Below are 21,195 nucleotides of genomic sequence, written 5' to 3'. Positions count from 1 at the left end.
GAAAGACGCCCGGCCTTGCAAGCGCCGGATCACGAAAAACGCCGGAAACGCGGGCAAAAAGCGTCACCATGACAAAGTTTCATGAGTGCGATCAGCGTTGTCGATCGCCAGTCGCGCTCGTCAGGCGATCCTCCCCCGCACGTCCAGCGCCGAAAAAAGGAATTGTGGCGGTCGCTTGATCGACCACGAAACGTATCAGTCGGAAACGGTTCTTGATCGCCATTTATTCAAAAAAATCAGCGGCGTTCGGCATTTTTCGAAATGCCATAATTTGGCCATCACAACTGTCGCGGTCCGCCGCAATTCCGTCCTGTAACAGCCGGTTTCCGGGCCTCTTCTTCGATCATCCGAACACATTCGCATTACGGGGGTTATGCAATGTTTCTCGACGACGAAATCGCCTCATTGAAGACCGGACGGAGCGAAGCGCGCTGGGGCATGTACCTGGCGATCGCAGCGCTCGCCGCCTGTATTCTGATGTTCATCGGTCTGATGACTCAGGCTGCCGCCGAAACGGTGGCCGCCAAGCCGCAGCAGATGGCAGGTTATGTTCGCCCCAACGATATCGGCGCGGGCGCCCTGCTCTTCCCGTCGAAGGAACCCGGCTATTTCGTCGAGGCGCCGCGGCTGGCGACGGACGTGACGATCGACGTCAACGGCCCGATCATGCGCACCCGCGTGACCCAGCGCTTCGAGAACCCGAGCAAGGGCTGGGTCGAAGGCACCTATGTCTTCCCCCTGCCCGAGGATTCGGCGGTCGATACGCTGAAGATGCAGATCGGCGACCGCTTCATCGAGGGCCAGATAAAGCCGCGCCAGGAAGCCAAGGAGATTTACGAACAGGCGAAGGCCGAGGGCAAGAAGGCGGCACTTCTCGAGCAGCAGCGCCCGAACATCTTCACCAACCAGGTCGCCAATATCGGCCCCGGCGAAACGGTCGTCATACAGATCGAGTACCAGAGCGCGGTCCGTCAATCGAACGGCCTCTATTCTCTCCGTTTCCCGATGGTGGTCGCGCCCCGCTACAACCCGCAGCCGATCGTTCAGACCGTCGACCTCGACAGCCGCACCGGCTATGCCGTCAACGACCCGGTTCCCGACCGTGAAAAGATCGAGGCGCCGGTTCTCGACCCCAAGGAAAACGCTAAGGTCAATCCCGTCACGCTGACGGTGAACCTGAAGGCAGGATTCCCGCTCGGCGAGGTGAAATCCGGCTACCATGACGTCGATATCGCCAACCTCGACGATCTCAGCCGCCGCGTGACGCTGAAGGGCGACAGCGTGCCGGCCGACCGCGACTTCGAGCTCACCTGGAACGCGATCGAGGGCAAGAGCCCCTATGCCGGCCTCTTCCGGGAGACGGTCGGGAACAAGACCTACCTGCTCTCCTTCGTCACGCCACCGGCTGCCGCAAGCGAGACCGATGCCAAGCCGGTCAAACGCGAGATCGTCTTTGTCATCGACAATTCCGGTTCCATGGCCGGCCCCTCGATGGAACAGGCGAAGGAGAGCCTGGCGCTGGCGATCTCCAGGCTGAAGCCCGAAGACCGCTTCAACGTCATCCGCTTCGACGACACGATGTCGGTGCATTTTCCTGATCTCGTCGAGGCGACGCCGGACAGGCGCGAGGATGCGATCGCCTATGTCCGCGGTCTCACCGCCGATGGCGGCACCGAAATGCTGCCGGCGCTCGAAGCGGCCCTTCGCACCCAAGGCCCGGTCCAGGCCGGCGCCCTTCGCCAGGTCGTCTTCCTGACCGACGGCGCGATCGGCAATGAGGCGCAACTCTTCGACGAGATCCAGAAAAACCGCGGCGACGCCCGCGTCTTCACCGTCGGCATCGGTTCGGCCCCCAACAGCCATTTCATGACCAAGGCTGCCGAATACGGCCGCGGCACCTTCACGCTGATCGGCTCGGAAAGCCAGGTGGCGACACGCATGGGCGAGCTCTTCACCAAGCTCGAAAGCCCCGCCATGACCGATATCTCCGCAAGCTTCGAGGCCGCATCGGCAAGCGACATCACCCCGAACCCCATGCCCGATCTCTATCGCGGCGAGCCGGTGGTGCTGACGGCCGAACTCGATGGCACCGCACCCGAAGGAAAGCTGCAGATTCTCGGCAAGGCTGGCGACCAGCCCTGGCGGGTCGAGATGGATATCGCCAAGGCTTCAACCGGCGAAGGTATCGCCAAGCTCTGGGCGCGGCGCAAGATCGATGATCTTGAGGCAAGTGCCACTTCGATTGCCGATTCCGCCACGCTCGACAAGCAGATCGAGACCGTCGCGCTTGCCCATCACCTCGTCTCCCGCGTCACCAGCCTGGTTGCGGTCGACGCTACGCCGTCGCGTCCGGCCGGCGAGCCGCAGGCCGAAACCAGGCTGCCGCTCAATCTTCCGGCCGGCTGGGACTTCGGCAAGGTCTTTGGTGAAATGCCCGCTGAGAGCGCCCCCGGAAAGGTCGACGAACGCGACGCTGCGGTCGAGAGCCGGACCAAGCTTGCCATGGTGACGGCGGACCGCATGCTGGCGGCACCAAACGCACGGGCAGCAGGCCTGATCGCCGAGGCCAACAACCAGGTCACGCTGCCGCAGACGGCAACGGAGGCGGACAAACAAATCCTGATCGGTCTGATGCTGTTGGCCTTTGCCCTCTTCGCCGGCACGACCTTCGTCTTCTGGCGCGCGCCGATCGCCGCCGTCGTGCTTGCCGGAGTGCGCCGCCGTGGCCGCTGACAACGAGAGGCCCGAGCCAAGCCCGGGCTTTCTCGCCCGCCTCTCGGCGGTCGAGACGATCGTGCTCGCGATCATCGCGCTCATTGCCCTTGCCGGTCTCCTGCTGATCGGCAAAGGTTTCTACATGAAGGCCAAAGCCGAGGTCTCGCAGGTGCTTCTGAAACGCACGTTCGAGGCGCAGTTGCACGGCAACCCTGAGGGTAAGCCCTGGCCCTGGGCCGACTTTCAGACCACCGCCGAGATCACCGCGCCGCGATTGAACCGCTCCGCCGTCGTGCTCGAAGGCGCGAGCGGCGAAGCGCTCGCCTTTGGCCCCGCCTGGCTGACAACGACGCCCTTGCCCGGCAACGAAGGCACCTCCGTCATCGCCGCTCACCGCGACACGCATTTCCGTTGGCTGAAGGACGTCAACCCCGGCGACCTGCTGGTGCTGACGCGCAAGGATGGTCGCCGCTTCCTGTTCCGGGCCGGCGAAAGCCGCGTCGCCCGCTGGGACGAAAGCGGCATCAACGCATCGGCCACCGGCCACCATCTGGCGCTTGCCACCTGCTGGCCCTTCGATGCGATCGAACAGGGGCCGATGCGCTACATCGTCAATGCCGAACTCATCGGCGAACAACGCCCAGTGCCGCTGACGACGGGCTCGATCTCAAAATAAACCGCTTTTGATCGGAAGTGACTTGAACCCGCCCACCGATCGCTCCAGCTTCCTTTAAAGGCGAGATCGGAGAAGCGCATGCAGCGAGCGGATGCAAGATCGTCGAAATCGACAAAGGCCAGGTCGAAGCGGATTGCGACCCTGACGATGCTCGGCGCTTTGGCAGCGGTCATCGCCCCGGCCGGGGCTTACTCCCAGGAGGCCCGCGAATTTCCGAGCCAGCACGGTCCCCTGCGCGTCGAGACCTTGGCGAAGGGCCTCGAACATCCCTGGTCGGTGGAAGCGCTTCCCGACGGCGGCCTGATCGTCAGTGAGCGCCCCGGGCGGTTGCGGATCGTGCGCGCCGGCAAGGTCTCGAAGCCGCTGACCGGCGTACCCAAGGTCGTCGCACAGGACCAGGGCGGCCTGCTCGACATCGCACTCGATCCCGGCTTTGCCGACAACAGAACGCTCTATCTGACGTTTTCGGCCAGCGGCAAAGGCGGTGCCGGCACCGCAGTCGTGCGAGCAAAGCTTTCCCCTGACGATCGAGGGCTGACCGACGTCAAGCGAATCTTTCGGATGAGCAAGTTTACCCGCAAGGGCCAGCATTTCGGCTCGCGCATTGCGATTGCGCCCGATGGCAGCCTGTTCTTCGGCATCGGCGACCGCGGTGAACGCGATCGAGCCCAGAACCCGCGCGATCATGCCGGCGCCATCCTGCACATCAACGCCGATGGCAGCGTTCCCGGATCGAACCCCTATCGCGGCGGCACCGGCGGCCTGGCGGAGATCTGGTCGAAGGGTCACCGCAATCCGCAAGGGATCGCCTTCGACCCGAAGGACGGCACGCTTTTGACGGTCGAGCACGGCGCGCGCGGCGGCGACGAGGTCAACAATCCGCAGGCCGGCCACAACTACGGTTGGCCGGTCATCACCTACGGCAAGGACTATTCCGGCGCCGAGATTGGCGAAGGCACGGCGAAGGAAGGCCTCGATCAGCCCCTCTTCTATTGGGATCCCTCGATCGCCCCCGGCGCGCTCGCCATCTATCGTGGCACGATGTTTCCCGAATGGGACGGAGACCTGCTGGTTGCCGCGCTGAAGTACCAGCTTCTCGCGCGGTTGGAGCGTGACGACAACGGTGCCATCGGCTCCGAGGAACGGCTGTTCGACGGCGAGTTCGGCCGCATCCGCGACGTCGTCGTCGCGCCAGATGGCGCATTGCTGATGGTGACCGACGAGAAAAACGGCGCCGTTCTCCGCGTCTCCAAGGGCGCAACGCAATAGCAATTGAGCCCGTCGCTGCCGCGCCTCACGGCAACTGGCCGCGGAAGGCCTTGCGGAACATGAACTTCAGTCCCGACCAGACGGCATCGACGGCGCAAACCTTCACGTCGACGAGGCCAAGCGGCAGGAAGACATCGCGCAGCACGTCCTCGCTCAGCGTGGTCGCCACCTTCGAGGCCTTCTTCGGCCAGGAAACCCAGAGCATGCCGTCAGGCCTGAGCCGGGCCGCAACCTCAGGCGCGAGCCCGTCCAATTCGGACCTCTGCGTCTCGAACACATGGACATAGTCGTAGCTGCGCCCGCCAACCGGACCGGGCACGGTTTCGCACGTCGAGAAGCCGGAAAAGTCCGTGATTTCGCTGAGCCCGGGCGGAACGCCGAGAAGCAGCGCCGCCTGCCCGTCCTTCAAACCCAGCTTGCGGGCAAGCGGCGTGCCGGAATATCCGCTGTCATTCATCGCCATCTCCGAGCGCCGAGACGCTGACGATGAGCCTTGCCCGCCCAGAACGCAACTGCTAGACGGCGCCTGTCCGAGGAGAACCGACTTGCCCCGCATTCAGGCCAATCTGCTGCTGTTGATATCAGGCGCGATCTGGGGCGCCGGCTTCGTTGCGCAGTCGACGGCCATGGATGCGATCAGCCCGCTGTGGTTCATCACGCTCAGATTCGCGATCGCGACGCTGGTTGCCTTGCCCTTGGCCATCATGGAAACGAAGCGGGCGGCCGAGCCGCTCAAGCTGACGACCGTGCGCAATTTCATCTTCATCGGCCTGGCACTCTTTGCCGGCGCAGCGACTCAGCAGTTCGGCCTCCTTGACACCAGCGTCACCAATTCCGGCTTCCTCACCGGGCTCTATGTCGTCTTCGTGCCCGTGCTGACAGTCATCTTCCTGGGCCGCAAGCCGCATTGGGTTATCTGGCCCGGCGCGCTGATGGCTCTCTTCGGCATTTTCCTTTTGAGCGGCGGCACCTTGTCGGCGCTGACCGGCGGTGACTACCTGACGATCCTGTGCGCCCTGTTCTGGGCGGTGCAAATGCTGCTCGTCGGCCTTTTCGCGCCCAGCAGCGGCCGGCCGATGTTGCTGTCGATGACGCAGTTCGCCGTCTGCGCCGTGCTCGGCTTGCTTTTCGCGGTGAGGATGGAGCCGTTGAGCTTTGCGGCCGTCGAAGGCGCGCTCTTTGAAATCCTCTATGCCGGCATCTTCTCGAGCGGCCTCGCCTTCATCCTGCAGGTGGTGGGCCAGCGCTATACCACGGCGCCGCAGGCTGCCATCTTCCTGTCGAGCGAGGCGCTCTTTGCTGCCCTCTTCGGTGTCCTGTTGCTCGGCGAGATCATCACCCCGATCGGCTATGCCGGCTGTGCAATCATCTTTGCGGCAATGCTTGCCGTCGAGATCATTCCCGAACTGACCAAAAATCGGCGCGCGGAAGCTGCAATCTGAAACCGGCCCTTACGAGCGCAACGGACACTGCGACACGAACTATATCAGCGACCCACCCAAACGTCGGACTGGCGCTTTACTTGTTATTGTGCCGGGTCACGAAATCGTTGCTTCACCGCGTGGCGCAGCGGGGCACGATCGACAGGTCCAATTCAATACCTCTAGATTTTCTGCAAGATTCTTGCGTAAGAAACGTACGACGCGAGAAGCATCAAACATATCAGAGAGTTGCGAATACCGAACGGCGCCGGCATTCGACCGGCCTCCTTGCGGCTGCATCGTAAAACAGCAAAAACCCACTCAATTTTGCGGCGTTCATTTTCAAAAAGCTGTGATTTCAACAGCTTGCGATATATCTTGAAGAAGCGGCAACAACCGCCGAATTGACCGATTTTTGAGCAATGACAAGACGCAATACCACGCTCGAAAAGTTTTGCTTGCCAATTCAAAATAAACCCATCACTCTTACTCTGTTCGGGCAATCTGCGAACACGGGAAGATCTTGAAATAAAAGCGGGCCGGAGACGCAAAACTCCGGGCGGCCAGACCGGGAAGACGCATGAAAATGCAACTTCTCCAATGGCTGGCTGCGGTAACAGGACCCTTTCCTCAAACGTCGAGAACTGCCTGCCAACGCCCATTTTGGGCAAAACTGCAATGCTGCCCGTCCGTCAAACGGGTGGAGAGAAAAGGACCTGACGCATGGCCGAAACTGGCACTGTAAAATTCTTCAACACCGACAAGGGCTTTGGTTTCATCAAGCCTGACAACGGTGGTGCAGATATCTTCGTACACATTTCCGCAGTCCAGGCCTCTGGCCTGAACGGTCTGACGGAAAACCAGAAGGTGAGCTTCGACACCGAACCGGATCGCCGCGGCAAAGGCCCGAAGGCGGTCAACCTGCAGATCGCCGGCTAACGCCGACATCCGCTGACAGATTCAAAGTTGAAGCCCGGCAGACTTGCCGGGTTTTTTTTGTTCAGGCTCGGTTCACAGTGGCGGCATTAACGTCCTCTCATGAAATCCGGATTGATCCGGTCCATGCGATAGGATTTGAAGCCCATGAACAAGTTCATCAAAGCCGCCGTTCTTTCGGTCGCCGCAGCCGCCATGGTCATCCCGACGTTCGGCGTTGCTGAAGCGGGCGGCCGTCATCACCACAACAATGACGATGCGTGGGCGGCTGGCGCAGCGGGGCTCGTCGCCGGCGCATTGATCGGCGGCGCGATCGCCTCGCAGCCGCGTTACAACAGCGGCTACGGCGAACGCGTCTATATCGATCCGGAACCGGAATACGATTATTACGAGCCGCGCCCGGTCTACCGCGCTCAGCCCGTCTACCGCGCACGTCCCGTCGTCGACAGCTATGGCGGCGGCTACCGCTCGCTCGAGCCCTGGACGCCGGCTTGGTACCGCTATTGCTCGCAGCGCTACCGTTCGTTCGATTCGGACAGCGGCACCTTCGTCGGCTATGACGGCCGCAGCCATTTCTGCACCGCCGGCTGATCGAAGCCGAACCTAGGAATCAAAGCCTAATAATCAAAAAGCACATGCCTCATCCGAGGCATGTGCTTTTTTCATACTCGCAGGAGCGTGCGCTTTGAGACGCTCTCAGAGCCCGCGCAGATAGGGATTGGTGCGGCGTTCCTCGCCGATCTGGCCGCCCGGGCCGTGGCCGCAAATGAAGCCGACGTTGTCGCCGAGCGGCAGGATCTTATCACGAATGGAATCGAGCAATTGCTGGTGATTGCCGCCCGGCAGGTCGGTGCGCCCGATCGAACCGTGGAAGAGGACGTCGCCGACATGGGCGAAGTTCTGTGCCCGGTTGAAATAGACGACATGGCCTGGTGCGTGGCCTGGGCAATGCAGGACCTCGAAAACATGGTCGCCGAAGGAAACGGTATCGCCCTCTTCGAGCCAACGATCCGGAATGACGTTCTGGACCTTCATCGCCAGCCCAAAACGCTCGGCCTGGCTCTCGAGCCTTTCGAGCAACGGCAGATCGTCCTTGTGCGGGCCGATGATTTCAAGCCCGAGCGCATCCTTCAATTCCTTGGCGCCGCCGGCGTGGTCGATATGGCCATGGGTGATCCAGATCGCCTTCAGCGTGATGCCGTTCTCGCGGACCGTCTGCAGGATGAGGTCGACATCACCACCGGGATCGACGATCACGCCTTCCTTGGTCTCGCTGTCGAACAGCACCGTACAATTCTGCTCGAAATGGGTAACCGGAATGATGCCCGCCTGTAACATGTGCGCCTGCCTCTATAGGATCTGCTGCATGTTTCCTTCGATCGTCGACGATTGAGGGACAACCCATGCAGGACTTCAAAGTTCTACAGCGACCTTAGCGCGCCCGGCAGGACGCGCGACGCTGTCGTAACTCTCCTATAGCGGCAATTGGTGCCGGTGACAGCGCCAATCAGCGCAGAACGGCGACTTGGCTGGTGGCCGGTTGTGGTGCGGGCCATTGCACTGTGGTCATCAGCAGCGCCGAAATTGCCAGTTCCGCGGCAACAACGATCCTGACCACGGGCTTGAGGCTGCGGGCAGTGAAATTGTTCTGATCCGGCTGAATGTCCTGCATCTTCGTCGCCTCTCCCGCTGCTTGTTTCTTCGGGCCTTGGGCCGCGGCAGCAGAGGAAGAATGTCACGGCGTCACATTTCGTGACGTTCCCGGGGGAACATCCGCGCGCGCGGGCGCGTTCCGCCTTCATCAATAAGAGGAGAAAGATGATGGTGAAGCTTACCCGCCCCCTGTTGCGAGCCGCTGCGACCGCGGGTTTGGTGTTGACGGTCGGCATACCGGCCGCCTTTGCAGCCATGACCGCGACCACAGTCACGGACCTCAACATCCGCACGGGTCCAGGCCCTCAATATCCGACAGTCGGCCTGGCGGCCCGTGGTAGCACCGCGGTCATCGACGGCTGCATCGAAGGCAGCAAATGGTGCCGCATCGACATCAATGGCGTGCGCGGCTGGGTCTATGCGCAATATCTGACGACTGACTTCGGCGGTTCGGCCGTCGTGGTTCAGGAACGTCGCGCCGACCTCGCCATTCCCGCCGTCACCTATGAGGCGCAGCCGAACGATCCTGTCATCGTCAGCAGCGGCGATGAGTTGATCGGCCCGGTCGAAGAGATCGATCCGATCGTGCCGCCGGACACCGTGCGCACCTACATCACGTCGAACCCTGGCGAGACCGTCTATCTCGACGGCGAAGTCGTGGTCGGCGCAGCGCTGCCGCAGACCGTCACGGTCCGCCGCGTGCCTGACTATAACTACGACTATGTCAGCATCAACGGCCAGCCCGTCCTGGTCGAGCCAGCGACCCGACGCATCGTCTACGTCTATCGATAGGCATTGATTCTCCGGCGACCGAGGGGTCGCCGGAGCCTACGGTGCTTTCCGCACCTCTTCTCCCACGGTTTGGTGCATGCACGAATCATCCGCTTCATCGTGCGAAGACTGAAACCGATCCTTCTCGACGCCGGCGCAAGCTTCTCTGTCTGGCGCCACGAAACGCCGCTTCCAGCTGAAATCAAACCATTTCAATGGGCTAGGATCCGGCCACCGGGGCGGTCATTTCATTCAAATTGACAATAATCCAGATTCGGCCTCAACCTATCGGTGCCGGATCATCGGCTTTTAGTGGCCCGTCCACGACGAGCCACGACACGGAGGGATCAATGGAAGCATTAATGCCTATCATTACCCAATTGATCGCGGGGGCGGCCGGCGGCAACGCGGCCAGCGCAGTGTTGAAGCAGCAGGCATTCGGTGTCGTCGCACGGACCATCGTCGGCGCGATCGGCGGCCTGGGCGGAGGTTTCCTCATTCAGATGCTCGGCGGCGAAGCAGCCGCGACAGGCCTTGCCATGCAGGCCATCGGCGGCCTCGTCGGCGGCGGCGTGCTGAGCGGTATCGTCGGGCAGTTCTTGGGGAAGACCGCCTAACTCTGCGATCATATCCGTAGCAAGACAAAAGGCGGCCCAGGGCCGCCTTTTCTGCATTCTGAACTTACCCTGACGGGCTCACTCGGCGGCCGCGGCAACCGGGTAGACTTCCTTCATATAGTCGTTCATCAGCGTTTCGCAGATCGTCGCCGGCGTGAAGCGATGGGGACCGATTTCGGAAACCGGCGTCACTTCGGCAGCGGACCCCGTGAGGAAGCACTCGCTGAAACCGGACAATTCCTCCGGCATGATCGCCCGCTCGACGACCTCGTAGCCGCGGCGCTTGGCAAGCTCGATGACCGTACGGCGGGTGATGCCGTCGAGGAAGCAATCCGGCACCGGCGTGTGGATGACACCGTCCTTGACGAAGAAGATATTGGCGCCCGTCGCTTCGGCCACCCGGCCGCGATAGTCGAGCATCATCGCATCCGCATAGCCCTTGGCTTCCGCCGCATGCTTGGAGATGGTGCAGATCATGTAGAGACCGGCTGCCTTGGACTTCGAAGGTGCCGTCTGCGGATCCGGGCGGCGATACTCGGCGATGTCGAGGCGAATGCCCTTCAGTTTCTCCGCCGGGTTGAAATAGCTGCCCCACTGCCAGATGGCGATGGCGACATTGATGCGGTTGTTCTGCGCCGAAACACCCATGCTTTCACTGCCGCGCCAGGCGATCGGCCGCACATAGGCCTCGGAGAAGCCCTGGCGTTTCAGAAGCTCGACGCTCGCAGCATCCAGTTCTTCCACCGAATAGGGAATCTTGAAGCCGAGGATATCGGCCGAGTTATGAAGGCGCTGGTTGTGCTCGTTCAGCTTGAAGATACGTCCGCCATAGGCGCGCTCGCCCTCGAAGACCGCGCTGGCATAGTGCAGGCCGTGGGTCAGCACATGTACCTTGGCGTCCTTCCATGCGACGAACTCGCCGTTGAACCAGATCTCTCCGTCCAACTGATCAAAAGGAACCGCTGCCATGGTGTCATCCTCCGGCGCATATGCGCCATTCTTAGTTGATTATCGTCCTGCTTTCAGTTTATCGGCAAACTGATTGAGGGAAAATTCAATTTCGTGATTTTGGATTTGCGATCGGAACGGCGCGGCATATCCTCCTACAGCGCCGCGCGTCTTACGAGACGCGCAAAGGTCGCTGTAGCACTTTGAATTGCTACATGTTTCTATCCCTAAATCGGATAGGATTTAAGGGAACATGCAGTGAGGTGTTGCCAACGCCAAATGTCTCGCTTACCGAGCAAGGACGCTAACGATGCGGTAAAAATATGTCAATAAAGCTGACGTATTTTTTCGAATGTTTCGCAAGTTGCAATCTGGCTGAAAGGAAATGACCGCGTGGCCGGCCAATCCAAAGAGAACACCCGGTATCTCACCGATGCCGCCGCCGATGATGACACGATCGATTTCGAGATCATCGAGCTGCTCTTCTTTGCCTATCGCGACTTCACTTCCGACCCGGACGCGATCCTCGAGAAGAGCGGCTTCGGACGGGCGCATCACCGGGTCGTCCACTTCGTCGACCGCGAGCCCGGCATGACCGTCGCCGACCTCTTGGACACGCTGAAGATCACCAAGCAGAGCCTCGCCCGTGTGCTCAAACAACTGATCGACTCCGGCTACATCCGCCAGGAGACCGGCCCTGAAGACCGGCGCCAGCGCATGCTCTATACGACAGAGGAAGGCAAGGCGCTGGCGCGTGCGCTGGCCGAGCCACAGTCCCGCCGCATAGCCGATGCATTGGCAAGTACGGGTCCGGGCGCGCGGGAGACGGTCAAACGCTTTCTCGCCGGAATGAAGAACGCCGCAGACTGACACGAGGCTCGCCGCCGGCAGACGGCTCCGGAGCCTGGAACCAGGGAAGCGTGGAATGACGACAAAAGCGACTGTCTCGGACGATGCGGCTCACCTTCTGGTCGTTGACGACGACCGGCGCATCCGCGATCTCCTCAACCGCTATCTGGTCGAACAGGGATTTCGCGTGACGACCGCGTCCGATGCGGACGAAGCGCGGCGCAAGCTCGTCGGCCTCGACTTCGATCTTCTGATCGTCGACGTGATGATGCCGGGCGAAAGCGGCATCTCGCTGACCAATAGCCTCCGCCAGATCAAGACCGTGCCGATCCTGATGCTGACGGCGCTGGCGGAATCGAATTCGCGCATCGAAGGCCTCGAGGCCGGGGCCGACGACTATCTGTCGAAGCCCTTCGAGCCGCGCGAACTGGTGCTGCGCATCAACAATATCCTGCGCCGCAACCAGCCGGCCCAGGCTCCCAAGGTCGATCAGGTGATCTTCGGCCCCTACACCTTCTCGGTGGTGCGCAAGGAACTCAGGCGCGGCGCCGATCACATCCGGCTGACCGACCGCGAGCAGGAGATCATGGCGCTCTTTTCCCAGCGCGCCGGCGAGACCATTCCGCGCCACGAGCTGATCGGCGACGACGCCGAGGTCGGCGAGCGCACGATCGACGTGCAGATCAACCGTCTGCGGCGCAAGATCGAGGACGATCCGTCCAATCCCGTCTGGCTGCAGACGGTGCGCGGCATCGGCTACCGACTGAGCGTGGACTGAGATGATAGCCCTTCCGATGAGTGCAGAGTCCCATGGCAAGCTTTGACGGCATTGAGAGCGGAGCGGCGGGCTCGAGCGACAATGCTTGGAGGCGCATCACACGTTGGCTGCGCCGCCGCCTGCCGATGGGTCTTTATGCCCGTTCGCTGCTCATCGTCATTATCCCGATGGTGCTGCTGCAATCGGTCGTCGCCTTCATCTTCATGGAACGCCACTGGCAGCTGGTGACGCAGCGCCTGTCGGCCGCCGTCACCAGCGATATCGCCGCGATCGTCGATCTGATCGATACCTTCCCCGACGACCGCAACATTGCCGAGATCATCCGCATCGCCCGCGAGCAGCTCGACCTCAGCATTTCCGTCGAGCCGCCGGGCGAGCTGCCTCCGCCTCGGCCGAGCCCCTTCTTCGAAATCCTCGACCAGATCCTCGGCGAGGAGATTTCCAACCAGGTCCGCCGCCCCTTCTGGATCGATACGGTCGGCAACTCCAAGCTCGTCGAGATCCGCATCAAGCTCGATGACGGACGCATCCTGCGTGTCTATGCCCGGCGAAACCAGGCCTATGCTTCCAACACCCATATCTTCCTCGTCTGGATGGTGGCCGCATCGCTGGTGCTGCTGGCGATCGCAATCCTGTTCCTGCGTGGCCAGATCCGGCCTATCCTGGCGCTGACCAAGGCTGCCGAGAGCTTCGGCAAGGGTCAGAAGATCGACGACTTCGCGCCGCGCGGGGCCGACGAGATCCGCCGCGCCGGCCTTGCCTTCATCCTGATGCGCGAACGCATCGAGCGCCAGATCGAACAGCGCACCGCGATGCTGACCGGTGTCAGCCACGACCTCAGAACCATCCTCACCCGCTTCAAGCTGCAGCTGGCGCTCGCCGGCAACAATCCGGATCTCGAAAGCCTGAACCAGGATGTCGAGGACATGCAGAACATGTTGGAGGGCTACCTCGCCTTCGCCCGCAGCGAAGCGGAGGAAGATGTCGGCCAGCTGAAACTCAGCGACCTGATGACCCGGCTTGCGGCGGAAGCCGAACTGCTCGGGAAGACGCTGACCACCTCGGTCGAGGGCGAAGATGAGGTTCGGGTCAGGCCAAACGCCTTTACCCGCCTCGTCGCCAATCTCGCCTCGAACGCCTATCGCTACGCCAACACCGTCAACATCGACGCCCGCCACAGCGCCAAGTGGGTCACCATCACCGTCGACGATGACGGTCCGGGCATCCCTGAGCGATCGCGCGAGGACGTGTTCAAGCCGTTCTTCCGTCTCGACGAGGCGCGCAATCTCGACAGCTCCGGCACCGGCCTCGGCCTTGCGATCGCCCGCGACATCGCCCGCAGCCACGGCGGCAACGTCACCCTTGGCGACAGCCCGCTCGGCGGCCTCCGGGCAACGGTGCGCGTACCGGCTTGACGACACGGCGCAGACGGGCCACTGCTCGCCAGGGGAATGGACGAGGGAGCGGGCCGTGTCGGACGGTATCGACTGGAACGACTGGGAACGACAGTTGGCCGAACTGTGGGCTGCCTTCGATCCCATCGACGCAGAGACCTTCATCGCTCGCATCGAGGCACTTGCAGCCGAACTGCCGGCGGGACACGCCGTAGGCCTGTTCGAACAGGCCTCGGCGCAGGATTCGACCGGCCATGAGACGGAAGCCGAGCCTCTCTATCGGCAGGCGCTGGAAAACGGCCTCAAGGGAATTCGCCGGCGGCGCGCCACGATCCAGCTCGCCAGCACGCTGCGCAATCTCGGCCGCGCTGGCGAAGGCGTCGCCTTGCTCACCGCCGAACAGACCAAGCCGTCGGACGAGCTCGACGATGCGGTTGCCGCATTCCTGGCGCTGTGCCTGGTCGACGCCGGTCGCGCGAAAGAAGCGGCCGCGCTTGCGCTCGGCAGCCTGTCGCGCCACCTCCCCCGCTACAATCGTTCGCTCAAGCGCTACGCCGAGACGCTGCTGTCAGATCAGTAGACGCTAGCGCTTGTAGATCGACGTCAGGCCGCGGCGTTCGTTGAAGCGGCGCCAGGCGTCGATGCGGCGCGGATGGCGGGCGCGCATGACATCAAGCGGCGCGAGCAGTCGGCCCTCGTGGCCAAGCGCTGCGTCGAGGATCTCGATGATCCGCCGGTTCGGCCAGGGCTTGCGGGTGATCGTCAGCAGCGCCCGGAAGGCTTCGTCCTCGCGGCCGGCACCAAGCTGATGGGCGATCAACCCATAGGCAAAGGCAGTGGAGCGGCTGACGCCGGCGTGGCAATGCACGAGAATGCGGCTCTCCACATCCTCCGCCGCCGGCCGCATCGTCTCGAACACTTCGAGGACCAGATCCGGGAAATGCTGGGTGGCGGTCAGGTTTTCCTGGTCGCGCATGCGCACGACCCGGTGGCTCGCATCGGTAATGACTGGCACGTTGGCGTCCGGCAGTTCCGGATCGAGCAGCGAGAGCACGTGGCTCGCGCGCCAATCGCGCGCGGCGTCGGCAGCGCGCCACAGGCACGAGACCTTGACGCGCTCGGGGATCACTTCGAAGGCAATGGTCATTGGGATCACATCAATTTTTTGCCGTTGGGAACCGGCCGTTCGGTGGCAGCCAGCACGATCGCGCCGGCCTCGTCTGCAAAACCCAGCGTCAGCACTTCGGAGCGAACCGGGCCGATCTGGCGCGGCGGAAAATTGACCACGCCCAGCACCTGCCGCCCGACGAGATCTTCCGGACGATAGTGCACCGTGATTTGCGCCGATGACTTTTTCATGCCGATTTCCGGACCGAAATCGATTTTCAGCTTGAAGGCCGGCTTGCGTGCCTCGGGAAAAGGCTCGGCCTCGACGATCGTGCCCACACGAATGTCCACGCGCTCGAAATCAGCAAATTCAATAGTTTCAGCCATAACAATTCCCGTTGTGAAAAGTCTGTGCCGCCGGGCTTAAAGCATCGGGGGAGATTCCGGAAGCGCGCCGATATCGGCAGGTCCCCCGCGAAATCTTGCCTCTTCCCAGGGGCGGCGCGCGAACTGCTCGGCAAGGAAATCGACGAAGACGCGCACACGCGGCGGCAGGAAACGCCGGTGCGGGTAAACCACGGTGATTGGTTCCGCCTCGGCATAATTGCAATCGGTCAGAAGCGGCACCAGCAAGCCCGCCCGGATATCTCCACCGACAAGAATTTCGGAGAGCCGCACGATCCCAATGCCGGCGAGCGCGAGGTGCCTCAGCGCTTCCGTGCTGTTGGCTTCGACGGAACCACGAACACGGATCGCATGCCGGCCGTTGCCATCCTGGAACTCCCAGACGTTGAGGCGGCCATGGGCGGTAATGGCAAGGCAGACGTGCCGTTGCAGGTCATCAGGCATCTTGGGAATGCCGTGCCTTTCGAGATATCCCGGCGCCGCACAGATGACACGACGGTTCGATGCCAGCCGCCGCGTCACCAGCGTACTGTCGCTTTGCGCGGCAACCCGTATGGCGACATCCGCGTCACCGTTCATGAGATCGACGATCGCGTCGCTGAAATCGAGCTCCAGATCGATCGCGGGGAACCGCTCGATGAAGGTCGGCAGCATGGGCACGATCAGGCGATGACCGAAGGCGCTCGGCAGACTGACCCGCAGACGGCCGCGCGGCTCGGCGCCCGGTTGGATCGCAAACTCGGCATCCTCGATATCGCCGAGGATACGACGGGCCGACTCCGCATAGGCGCTGCCTTCGCTGGTGAGGCTGATGCTGCGCGTCGATCGCTGCAGCAGCCGCACGCCGAGGCGCGCCTCCAGCCGGCCGATGATCTTGCTGACGGCCGATGGTGTCATGCGCAGCCGCCGCGCCGCCGCCGAGAAATCCCCCTCCTCGACGACGGTGAGAAACACCGCCATGGCTTCCTGTCGGTCCATCGCATCTATTCCATTTCGTCACAGATGAACGGAACTTAACATGGATTATCGCGGCCGACGATAGGCTGTAGCTTGGACCTGGAACTCAGACAGGGGAGCCCGAGCGGTGACGGAAATGGATGAGCAGCGGATGGATATGCCGGCGAGCTACCAGCTACATTCCTGGGCGAGACGTCAGCGCAACGCCGCGATCCGCGACATGTGTCGCCGGGCAATGGGCGCGATCTGGAGGTGCCTGTTCGACCGGCATAGAAGCCCTGGACAAGGCGCAGGCGCTCCCCCACGCGCGCCGTAGAGCGACCTCACGCCGGCGCCATTGCGGCACCCGGGTTTCGTGAGCTCAGCCCGCCAGCTCTTCCGCCCGCTTGCGCGCGGCGGCGATCGCCTTGTCGAACAGCGGCTGCATGCCGTCGTCGGCCATCAGCACGGAGAGCGCTGCCGCTGTCGTACCGCCGGGCGAGGTCACGTTCTGGCGCAGACGCGCCGCCTCGTCCGGGGACTGGTGCAGCAGTTCGCCAGCGCCTGCGACGGTTTCCCGCGCGAGCCGCATGGCGAGGTCCGCTTCGAGGCCGGCCTTGCGGCCCGCCTCCGCCATGCACTCGACGAGGTAGAAGACATAGGCCGGGCCGCTGCCCGAAACCGCCGTCACTGCGTCGATCTCGGCCTCGGTCCTGACCCATTCGACGGGCCCGCTGACCTTCAACAGATCGTGAACCTGGCTGCGCTGCGCTTCGCTGACACGCGCATTGGCAAAGGCACCGGTAACGCCCCGGCCGATCATCGCCGGTGTGTTCGGCATGGCGCGAACCGTGGCGGCAGCACCCAAGTGGGTTTCGATGAAGGCGAGCGTCTTGCCGGCGGCAACCGAGACAATGACGGTATCCGGACCGACGAGCGGCTTCAACGGCGGTAGCACGGCGTCCATCACCTGCGGCTTGACCGCGAGGAAGATCACGCCCGCCTGAACACCGGATGGCGCCGAGGCCGCATATGTCACGCCGTTGTCGGCAATGAGCTTGGCCATGGCCGGTGGCGGGCCGGGATCGACGACGAGCACGTCGGCACCCCTAACGCCGCTCTTCAGCCAGCCGGAAAGCATGGCGCCGCCCATATTGCCGGCGCCGACGAGGACGATGGGACCGGAAGCGGCATTCGTCATGATCAAGCCTCTCCAACCGTTTCGAACAGGACCGCATCGACGGCGCGCTGCGCGTCCATGCCGGACCAGACGACGAATTGAAACGCCTGATAATAGGATTCGCAAGCGTCGAGTGCGCTCGAAAGCAGAACTTCGACCTGCTGGTTGGTCGGCTCGGCACCGCCGGCAAGCAGCAGCGACTGGCGGAAGATCACCACTTCCTCCTGGCGCCACAGGTCGAAGTGGCCCATCAGCACCTGCCCGTTGATATGGGAGAGCAGGCGGATGACTTCGTTGACCCGGCTTTCCGGCACCTTGATGTCGAAGGCGCAGGCAAGGTGCAGAGCCTCGAACTCCTCCATCCAGGAAAAGGAAACGTGGTAGTCTGCCCACTTGCCTTCGACCGTCATGGCGATTTCGTCTTCGCCGGATCGCTCGAACGACCAGTCGTTATTTGCGGCCACGAACTCGATCATATCGACCGGGTTGGATTGGCGCTCGACTTCCATTTCCAAAAGGCTCATGCATCACCCTGTATAGGTGTGGCGCAGACGTGCATCATCACGCTCACAAGACGCAACGCTGCAAACCCAACACCGATTACAAACACACTATGATTGCTGAACTCACATCCATCCTGGCTGACTTACCCTGCCCGGAGCTTGCGTGGTTCGTTTCGAATCATCATTTAAAATCAGTGTATAATGGCGGAGTCAGGCTGCCAGCCCCCGGGCCGAAAAATAGCCGGGATGAATCGCGTCCACGTTGTCATTTGGATGAAGCGCGAGAGCTTAACCGACTCTGCCATAAGGGTTTTTCGGCAGTGTCCACAGGTGGAAAACTTTTCACGTTTTATTAACCTGCCTTAACGCCCTCTCCAACGGTGACAGATAAGCGACAGCAAAACGCCCGCGAAATCGATCCGCGGGCGCAGCAAAAACGCTGGAATGCCGTTATTTCGAGGGAATCGCGTTACTTGCCAGTATCAACGAGACGCGCTTCCAATGCCTCAATGCGGGCGAGCAGCGCATCGTTTTCCTCGCGCGCCTTGATCGCCATTTCCTTGACCATCTCGAACTCCTCGCGCTTGACCACGTCGAGCGAGTTCAGTGCGCGTTCGGCCTGTGCGCGGAAGGCGGTCTCGACCTCGCGGCGCACGCCCTGGGCGGCACCTGCGGCATCGGTCATGATCTTGGCAAAGTCATCCAGAATGCGGTTTGCGCCTGTGCTCATCGTCGCGATCTCCATTTCAGCCATCGCCTCGCATTGCGATGCGGTCATGAATTTCAGGTAGGGTCAGCGGCGAGCGGATGCAAGGAAAATCACATGCCAAATCACGCCGGTGTGTCCGAACCGCCCCCATCGGCGCCTTGACCCGGCGGAAATCGCTCGCCATGTTCCGCCGAAACGACCGGCCCCTGCACGAGAAATAGGCACGAGAACATATCTTGGAAACTCTAGCGACCCGTCTCGCCATCCTTCCCTTCCCCGAAATCGACCCCGTCATCTTCCAGATCGGGCCTCTCGCCGTCCACTGGTACGGGCTCGCCTATGTTGCGGGCATCCTGATCGGCTGGTTCTATGCGCGCCGCCTGGCGATGAACGCAGCGCTCTGGCGCACCGAGACCCCGGCGGTCACGCTGCAGCAACTCGACGATTTCCTGCTCTGGGCGGCCGGCGGTATCGTTCTCGGCGGCCGCATCGGCTACATCCTCTTCTACGATCTCGGTTCCGTTCTCGCCAATCCGATCCGCGCCATTGAGATCTGGAACGGCGGCATGTCGTTCCACGGCGGCTTCCTCGGCACGACGCTCGCGATGATCATCTTCGCGCGGCGCAACGGCATCGTTCTCTGGAGCCTGTTCGATATCGTCGCCGCCGTCGTCCCGATCGGCCTGTTCTTCGGCCGTATCGCCAATTTCATCAACGGCGAGCTCTGGGGGCGCCTCTCCTCGATGCCCTGGGCAATCGTCTTCCCGACCGGCGGGCCCTTCGCCCGCCACCCGAGCCAGCTCTACGAAGCCGCCCTTGAAGGCCTCGTGCTTCTGTGCGTGCTTGCCTGGTTCATCTACCGTCGCCAGGCGCTGAAGTCGCCGGGCCTCGTCACCGGCATCTTCGTGCTTGGCTATGCCTCAAGCCGCATTTTCGTCGAATTCTTCCGCGAACCGGACGCGCAGATCGGCTATCTTGTCGGTGGCTGGCTGACGATGGGCATGCTGCTTTCGGTGCCGATGGCGCTCGCCGGCATCTGGGCGGTTGCCCGGGCGCGGCGCGCAGCCGCCTGAGAGCGGATAAGGCAAGGGCGTGCGGCTTCCGGCCGCCTCCCGCTAACTGGACGAAGGCATGACGACACCACTTGCGGACAAGATCAAGGCGCTGATCAAGGCTCACGGGCCGATCAGCGTCACCGATTACTTCTCGCTTTGCCTCGCGGATCCTGAGCACGGCTACTACCGGGTTCACGAACCTTTCGGCAAAGAGGGCGATTTCACCACGGCGCCGGAGATCAGCCAGCTCTTCGGAGAGATGATCGGCGTCTTTCTGGTCCACGCCTGGCAGCAACACGGCAAGCCCGAAGGCGCGGTGATCGCCGAAATCGGCCCCGGCCGCGGCACGATGATGGCCGATATGCTGCGTGTGGTGCGCCGCCTCGCGCCGGAGCTCTATGCATCCGCCGGCGTGCACCTCGTCGAGACCAGCGAGCGCCTGCGCAAAATTCAGTCCGAAACCCTGGTCGCCCATGGCAACAAGGTCGAGTGGCATGCAAGCTTCGAGACTTTGCCTGAAGGCTTCCTGCTGCTTGCCGCCAACGAGCTGTTTGACGCCATTCCGATCCGGCAATTCGTGCGCACCGCGCAAGGGTTCCGCGAGCGCGTGGTCGGGCTTGATGCCGATGACCAACTGACCTTTGCTGCCGGCGTCGCCGGCATCGATCCGGGCCTCTTGCCGACCCCGGCGCAGGGTTTGGCCGAAGGCACGATCTTCGAGATCGCTCCTGCCCGCGATGCTGTCATGTCCGCGCTTTGCGAGCGGCTGAAGATCAGCGGCGGCACAGCGGTGATCATCGACTACGGCCATCTTGCCACCGGCTATGGCGATACGCTGCAGGCCGTTCGCGATCACGAATATGATCCGCCACTCGCCAATCCGGGCCGGGCCGATCTCACCAGCCATGTCGATTTCGAGCAACTCGCCCGCCGCGCCAAGACTGACGACGTGCAGATCAACGGCCTTGCGCACCAGGGCGATTTCCTGGTCGGTCTCGGTCTTCTGGACCGCGCCGCGGCACTCGGTCGCGACAAGGATGCGCTCACCCAAGAGGGCATTCGCCAGGACGTGGAAAGGCTCGCCGGAGCCGGTGTTGGAAAGATGGGGGAACTGTTCAAGGTTCTCGCCGTCAGCAGCCCTCCGGTGCCGCTGTCGCCCTTCCGCAAGCCGAAGCCCTGAGCGCACAGCCTACAGCGCCGCGCGTCTTATCGGACGCGCAAAGGTCGCTGTAGCACTTTGAGTTGTTGCATGTTTTTATCCTTAAATCGGCTA

The 21,195-nt window shown here is 62.4% G+C and carries 24 protein-coding genes; 14 read left to right on the top strand and 10 right to left on the bottom strand.

Annotated features, from left to right (window positions below; genetic code table 11):
* Nucleotides 1-378: 378 nt before the first annotated feature.
* From V7S54_RS10360 to V7S54_RS10350, 3 genes are all read left to right on the top strand, one after another.
* A complete protein-coding gene (locus tag V7S54_RS10360) occupies nt 379-2,733 on the top strand; it encodes a marine proteobacterial sortase target protein (protein WP_442892552.1) in 2,355 nt (784 codons plus the stop codon).
* A complete protein-coding gene (locus tag V7S54_RS10355; RefSeq protein WP_065375697.1) occupies nt 2,705-3,391 on the top strand; it encodes a class GN sortase in 687 nt (228 codons plus the stop codon). The genes V7S54_RS10360 and V7S54_RS10355 overlap by 29 nt, the downstream gene beginning before the upstream one ends.
* A gap of 78 nt (nt 3,392-3,469) precedes the next feature.
* Nucleotides 3,470-4,660 carry a PQQ-dependent sugar dehydrogenase gene (locus V7S54_RS10350; RefSeq protein ID WP_083203739.1) on the top strand — a complete coding sequence of 397 codons (1,191 nt, stop codon included), beginning with the start codon at nt 3,470-3,472 and terminating at the stop codon, nt 4,658-4,660.
* A 25-nt stretch (nt 4,661-4,685) separates the two neighbouring features.
* Here V7S54_RS10350 and V7S54_RS10345 read toward each other — a convergent pair whose 3' ends face one another.
* The gene (locus tag V7S54_RS10345; protein ID WP_065375698.1) at nt 4,686-5,117 is read right to left on the bottom strand and encodes a hypothetical protein; all 432 of its coding nucleotides are present in this window, start codon (nt 5,115-5,117) and stop codon (nt 4,686-4,688) included.
* Nucleotides 5,118-5,205: 88 nt separating this feature from the next.
* On the opposite strand from V7S54_RS10345, the gene V7S54_RS10340 reads away from it, so the two are divergent.
* The 3 genes from V7S54_RS10340 to V7S54_RS10330 all read left to right on the top strand — a co-directional run bounded on the left by V7S54_RS10340 (nt 5,206) and on the right by V7S54_RS10330 (nt 7,608).
* Nucleotides 5,206-6,102: a DMT family transporter gene (locus tag V7S54_RS10340; protein ID WP_065375699.1), complete on the top strand. Its 897-nt coding sequence runs from the start codon at nt 5,206-5,208 to the stop codon at nt 6,100-6,102.
* A 702-nt stretch (nt 6,103-6,804) separates the two neighbouring features.
* A complete protein-coding gene (locus V7S54_RS10335; RefSeq protein WP_057253168.1) occupies nt 6,805-7,020 on the top strand; it encodes a cold-shock protein in 216 nt (71 codons plus the stop codon).
* Nucleotides 7,021-7,164: 144 nt separating this feature from the next.
* The gene (locus V7S54_RS10330; protein WP_065375700.1) at nt 7,165-7,608 is read left to right on the top strand and encodes a BA14K family protein; all 444 of its coding nucleotides are present in this window, start codon (nt 7,165-7,167) and stop codon (nt 7,606-7,608) included.
* A gap of 105 nt (nt 7,609-7,713) precedes the next feature.
* On the opposite strand, the gene V7S54_RS10325 is transcribed toward V7S54_RS10330, so the two are convergent.
* Together V7S54_RS10325 and V7S54_RS10320 are read right to left on the bottom strand one after the other, a co-directional pair.
* Nucleotides 7,714-8,355: an MBL fold metallo-hydrolase gene (locus V7S54_RS10325; RefSeq protein WP_043618056.1), complete on the bottom strand. Its 642-nt coding sequence runs from the start codon at nt 8,353-8,355 to the stop codon at nt 7,714-7,716.
* 169 nt (nt 8,356-8,524) lie between these two features.
* Nucleotides 8,525-8,689, bottom strand: a complete 165-nt coding sequence (locus V7S54_RS10320; RefSeq protein WP_176707586.1) for a hypothetical protein — start codon at nt 8,687-8,689, stop codon at nt 8,525-8,527.
* A gap of 149 nt (nt 8,690-8,838) precedes the next feature.
* Between V7S54_RS10320 and V7S54_RS10315 the strand changes: the two genes are divergently transcribed.
* Complete coding sequence (locus V7S54_RS10315) at nt 8,839-9,462, top strand: DUF1236 domain-containing protein (protein ID WP_336408379.1); 624 nt, start codon at nt 8,839-8,841, stop codon at nt 9,460-9,462.
* Between the two features lie 329 nt (nt 9,463-9,791).
* On the top strand, nt 9,792-10,058 hold the full coding sequence (locus V7S54_RS10310) for a hypothetical protein (protein WP_034788698.1): 267 nt from the start codon (nt 9,792-9,794) through the stop codon (nt 10,056-10,058).
* Nucleotides 10,059-10,136: 78 nt separating this feature from the next.
* On the opposite strand, the gene V7S54_RS10305 is transcribed toward V7S54_RS10310, so the two are convergent.
* Entirely contained in the window at nt 10,137-11,027 is an 891-nt protein-coding gene (locus tag V7S54_RS10305; RefSeq protein WP_065375702.1) for a branched-chain amino acid aminotransferase, read from the bottom strand.
* A 372-nt stretch (nt 11,028-11,399) separates the two neighbouring features.
* Between V7S54_RS10305 and V7S54_RS10300 the strand changes: the two genes are divergently transcribed.
* Genes V7S54_RS10300 through V7S54_RS10285 form a run of 4 tightly spaced genes read left to right on the top strand, consistent with a single transcriptional unit; the run spans nt 11,400 to nt 14,607 of the window.
* The gene (locus V7S54_RS10300; RefSeq protein ID WP_065375703.1) at nt 11,400-11,876 is read left to right on the top strand and encodes a MarR family winged helix-turn-helix transcriptional regulator; all 477 of its coding nucleotides are present in this window, start codon (nt 11,400-11,402) and stop codon (nt 11,874-11,876) included.
* 55 nt (nt 11,877-11,931) lie between these two features.
* Entirely contained in the window at nt 11,932-12,633 is a 702-nt protein-coding gene (locus V7S54_RS10295; protein ID WP_065375704.1) for a response regulator, read from the top strand.
* Between the two features lie 32 nt (nt 12,634-12,665).
* A complete protein-coding gene (locus V7S54_RS10290) occupies nt 12,666-14,048 on the top strand; it encodes an ATP-binding protein (protein ID WP_065375705.1) in 1,383 nt (460 codons plus the stop codon).
* A gap of 55 nt (nt 14,049-14,103) precedes the next feature.
* Nucleotides 14,104-14,607: a tetratricopeptide repeat protein gene (locus V7S54_RS10285; protein WP_210183811.1), complete on the top strand. Its 504-nt coding sequence runs from the start codon at nt 14,104-14,106 to the stop codon at nt 14,605-14,607.
* Between the two features lie 3 nt (nt 14,608-14,610).
* On the opposite strand, the gene V7S54_RS10280 is transcribed toward V7S54_RS10285, so the two are convergent.
* The 6 genes from V7S54_RS10280 to V7S54_RS10255 all read right to left on the bottom strand — a co-directional run bounded on the left by V7S54_RS10280 (nt 14,611) and on the right by V7S54_RS10255 (nt 18,888).
* Nucleotides 14,611-15,174: a dual specificity protein phosphatase family protein gene (locus tag V7S54_RS10280; protein WP_065375706.1), complete on the bottom strand. Its 564-nt coding sequence runs from the start codon at nt 15,172-15,174 to the stop codon at nt 14,611-14,613.
* Nucleotides 15,175-15,179: 5 nt separating this feature from the next.
* The gene (locus V7S54_RS10275) at nt 15,180-15,521 is read right to left on the bottom strand and encodes a tRNA-binding protein (protein ID WP_065375707.1); all 342 of its coding nucleotides are present in this window, start codon (nt 15,519-15,521) and stop codon (nt 15,180-15,182) included.
* A gap of 36 nt (nt 15,522-15,557) precedes the next feature.
* Complete coding sequence (locus V7S54_RS10270; protein WP_065375708.1) at nt 15,558-16,517, bottom strand: LysR family transcriptional regulator; 960 nt, start codon at nt 16,515-16,517, stop codon at nt 15,558-15,560.
* A gap of 340 nt (nt 16,518-16,857) precedes the next feature.
* Complete coding sequence (proC, locus tag V7S54_RS10265; protein ID WP_065375709.1) at nt 16,858-17,676, bottom strand: pyrroline-5-carboxylate reductase; 819 nt, start codon at nt 17,674-17,676, stop codon at nt 16,858-16,860.
* A 2-nt stretch (nt 17,677-17,678) separates the two neighbouring features.
* On the bottom strand, nt 17,679-18,179 hold the full coding sequence (locus V7S54_RS10260) for a YbjN domain-containing protein (RefSeq protein ID WP_043618087.1): 501 nt from the start codon (nt 18,177-18,179) through the stop codon (nt 17,679-17,681).
* A 448-nt stretch (nt 18,180-18,627) separates the two neighbouring features.
* Nucleotides 18,628-18,888 carry an accessory factor UbiK family protein gene (locus V7S54_RS10255; protein ID WP_065375749.1) on the bottom strand — a complete coding sequence of 87 codons (261 nt, stop codon included), beginning with the start codon at nt 18,886-18,888 and terminating at the stop codon, nt 18,628-18,630.
* Nucleotides 18,889-19,103: 215 nt separating this feature from the next.
* On the opposite strand from V7S54_RS10255, the gene lgt reads away from it, so the two are divergent.
* Together lgt and V7S54_RS10245 are read left to right on the top strand one after the other, a co-directional pair.
* Nucleotides 19,104-19,940, top strand: coding sequence for a prolipoprotein diacylglyceryl transferase (gene lgt / locus V7S54_RS10250; protein WP_065375710.1), 837 nt, complete (start codon nt 19,104-19,106; stop codon nt 19,938-19,940).
* Between the two features lie 58 nt (nt 19,941-19,998).
* Nucleotides 19,999-21,102 (top strand): class I SAM-dependent methyltransferase, encoded by a 1,104-nt coding sequence (locus tag V7S54_RS10245; protein ID WP_065375711.1) that lies wholly within the window; start codon nt 19,999-20,001, stop codon nt 21,100-21,102.
* Nucleotides 21,103-21,195 lie beyond the last annotated feature (93 nt).

It is taken from the genome of Ensifer sp. CCNWLY38, assembly GCF_037120565.1.
GTDB classification, from domain to species: domain Bacteria; phylum Pseudomonadota; class Alphaproteobacteria; order Rhizobiales; family Rhizobiaceae; genus Ensifer; species Ensifer adhaerens_H.
This window is presented reverse-complemented; position numbering and strand designations above follow the sequence as displayed.

Bases quoted from the DNA above. Each gene is read 5' to 3' on its own strand.
- V7S54_RS10290 (WP_065375705.1), top strand. From the start codon at position 12,666: ATGGCAAGCTTTGACGGCATTGAGAGCGGAGCGGCGGGCTCGAGCGAC.
- V7S54_RS10295 (WP_065375704.1), top strand. From the start codon at position 11,932: ATGACGACAAAAGCGACTGTCTCGGACGATGCGGCTCACCTTCTGGTC.
- V7S54_RS10310 (WP_034788698.1), top strand. From the start codon at position 9,792: ATGGAAGCATTAATGCCTATCATTACCCAATTGATCGCGGGGGCGGCC.
- V7S54_RS10350 (WP_083203739.1), top strand. From the start codon at position 3,470: ATGCAGCGAGCGGATGCAAGATCGTCGAAATCGACAAAGGCCAGGTCG.
- V7S54_RS10325 (WP_043618056.1), bottom strand. From the start codon at position 8,355: ATGTTACAGGCGGGCATCATTCCGGTTACCCATTTCGAGCAGAATTGT.
- V7S54_RS10345 (WP_065375698.1), bottom strand. From the start codon at position 5,117: ATGAATGACAGCGGATATTCCGGCACGCCGCTTGCCCGCAAGCTGGGT.
- proC (WP_065375709.1), bottom strand. From the start codon at position 17,676: ATGACGAATGCCGCTTCCGGTCCCATCGTCCTCGTCGGCGCCGGCAAT.
- V7S54_RS10255 (WP_065375749.1), bottom strand. From the start codon at position 18,888: ATGAGCACAGGCGCAAACCGCATTCTGGATGACTTTGCCAAGATCATG.
- V7S54_RS10360 (WP_442892552.1), top strand. From the start codon at position 379: ATGTTTCTCGACGACGAAATCGCCTCATTGAAGACCGGACGGAGCGAA.
- V7S54_RS10335 (WP_057253168.1), top strand. From the start codon at position 6,805: ATGGCCGAAACTGGCACTGTAAAATTCTTCAACACCGACAAGGGCTTT.
- V7S54_RS10270 (WP_065375708.1), bottom strand. From the start codon at position 16,517: ATGGACCGACAGGAAGCCATGGCGGTGTTTCTCACCGTCGTCGAGGAG.
- V7S54_RS10245 (WP_065375711.1), top strand. From the start codon at position 19,999: ATGACGACACCACTTGCGGACAAGATCAAGGCGCTGATCAAGGCTCAC.
- V7S54_RS10275 (WP_065375707.1), bottom strand. From the start codon at position 15,521: ATGGCTGAAACTATTGAATTTGCTGATTTCGAGCGCGTGGACATTCGT.
- V7S54_RS10315 (WP_336408379.1), top strand. From the start codon at position 8,839: ATGGTGAAGCTTACCCGCCCCCTGTTGCGAGCCGCTGCGACCGCGGGT.
- V7S54_RS10305 (WP_065375702.1), bottom strand. From the start codon at position 11,027: ATGGCAGCGGTTCCTTTTGATCAGTTGGACGGAGAGATCTGGTTCAAC.
- V7S54_RS10280 (WP_065375706.1), bottom strand. From the start codon at position 15,174: ATGACCATTGCCTTCGAAGTGATCCCCGAGCGCGTCAAGGTCTCGTGC.
- V7S54_RS10320 (WP_176707586.1), bottom strand. From the start codon at position 8,689: ATGCAGGACATTCAGCCGGATCAGAACAATTTCACTGCCCGCAGCCTC.
- V7S54_RS10330 (WP_065375700.1), top strand. From the start codon at position 7,165: ATGAACAAGTTCATCAAAGCCGCCGTTCTTTCGGTCGCCGCAGCCGCC.
- V7S54_RS10260 (WP_043618087.1), bottom strand. From the start codon at position 18,179: ATGAGCCTTTTGGAAATGGAAGTCGAGCGCCAATCCAACCCGGTCGAT.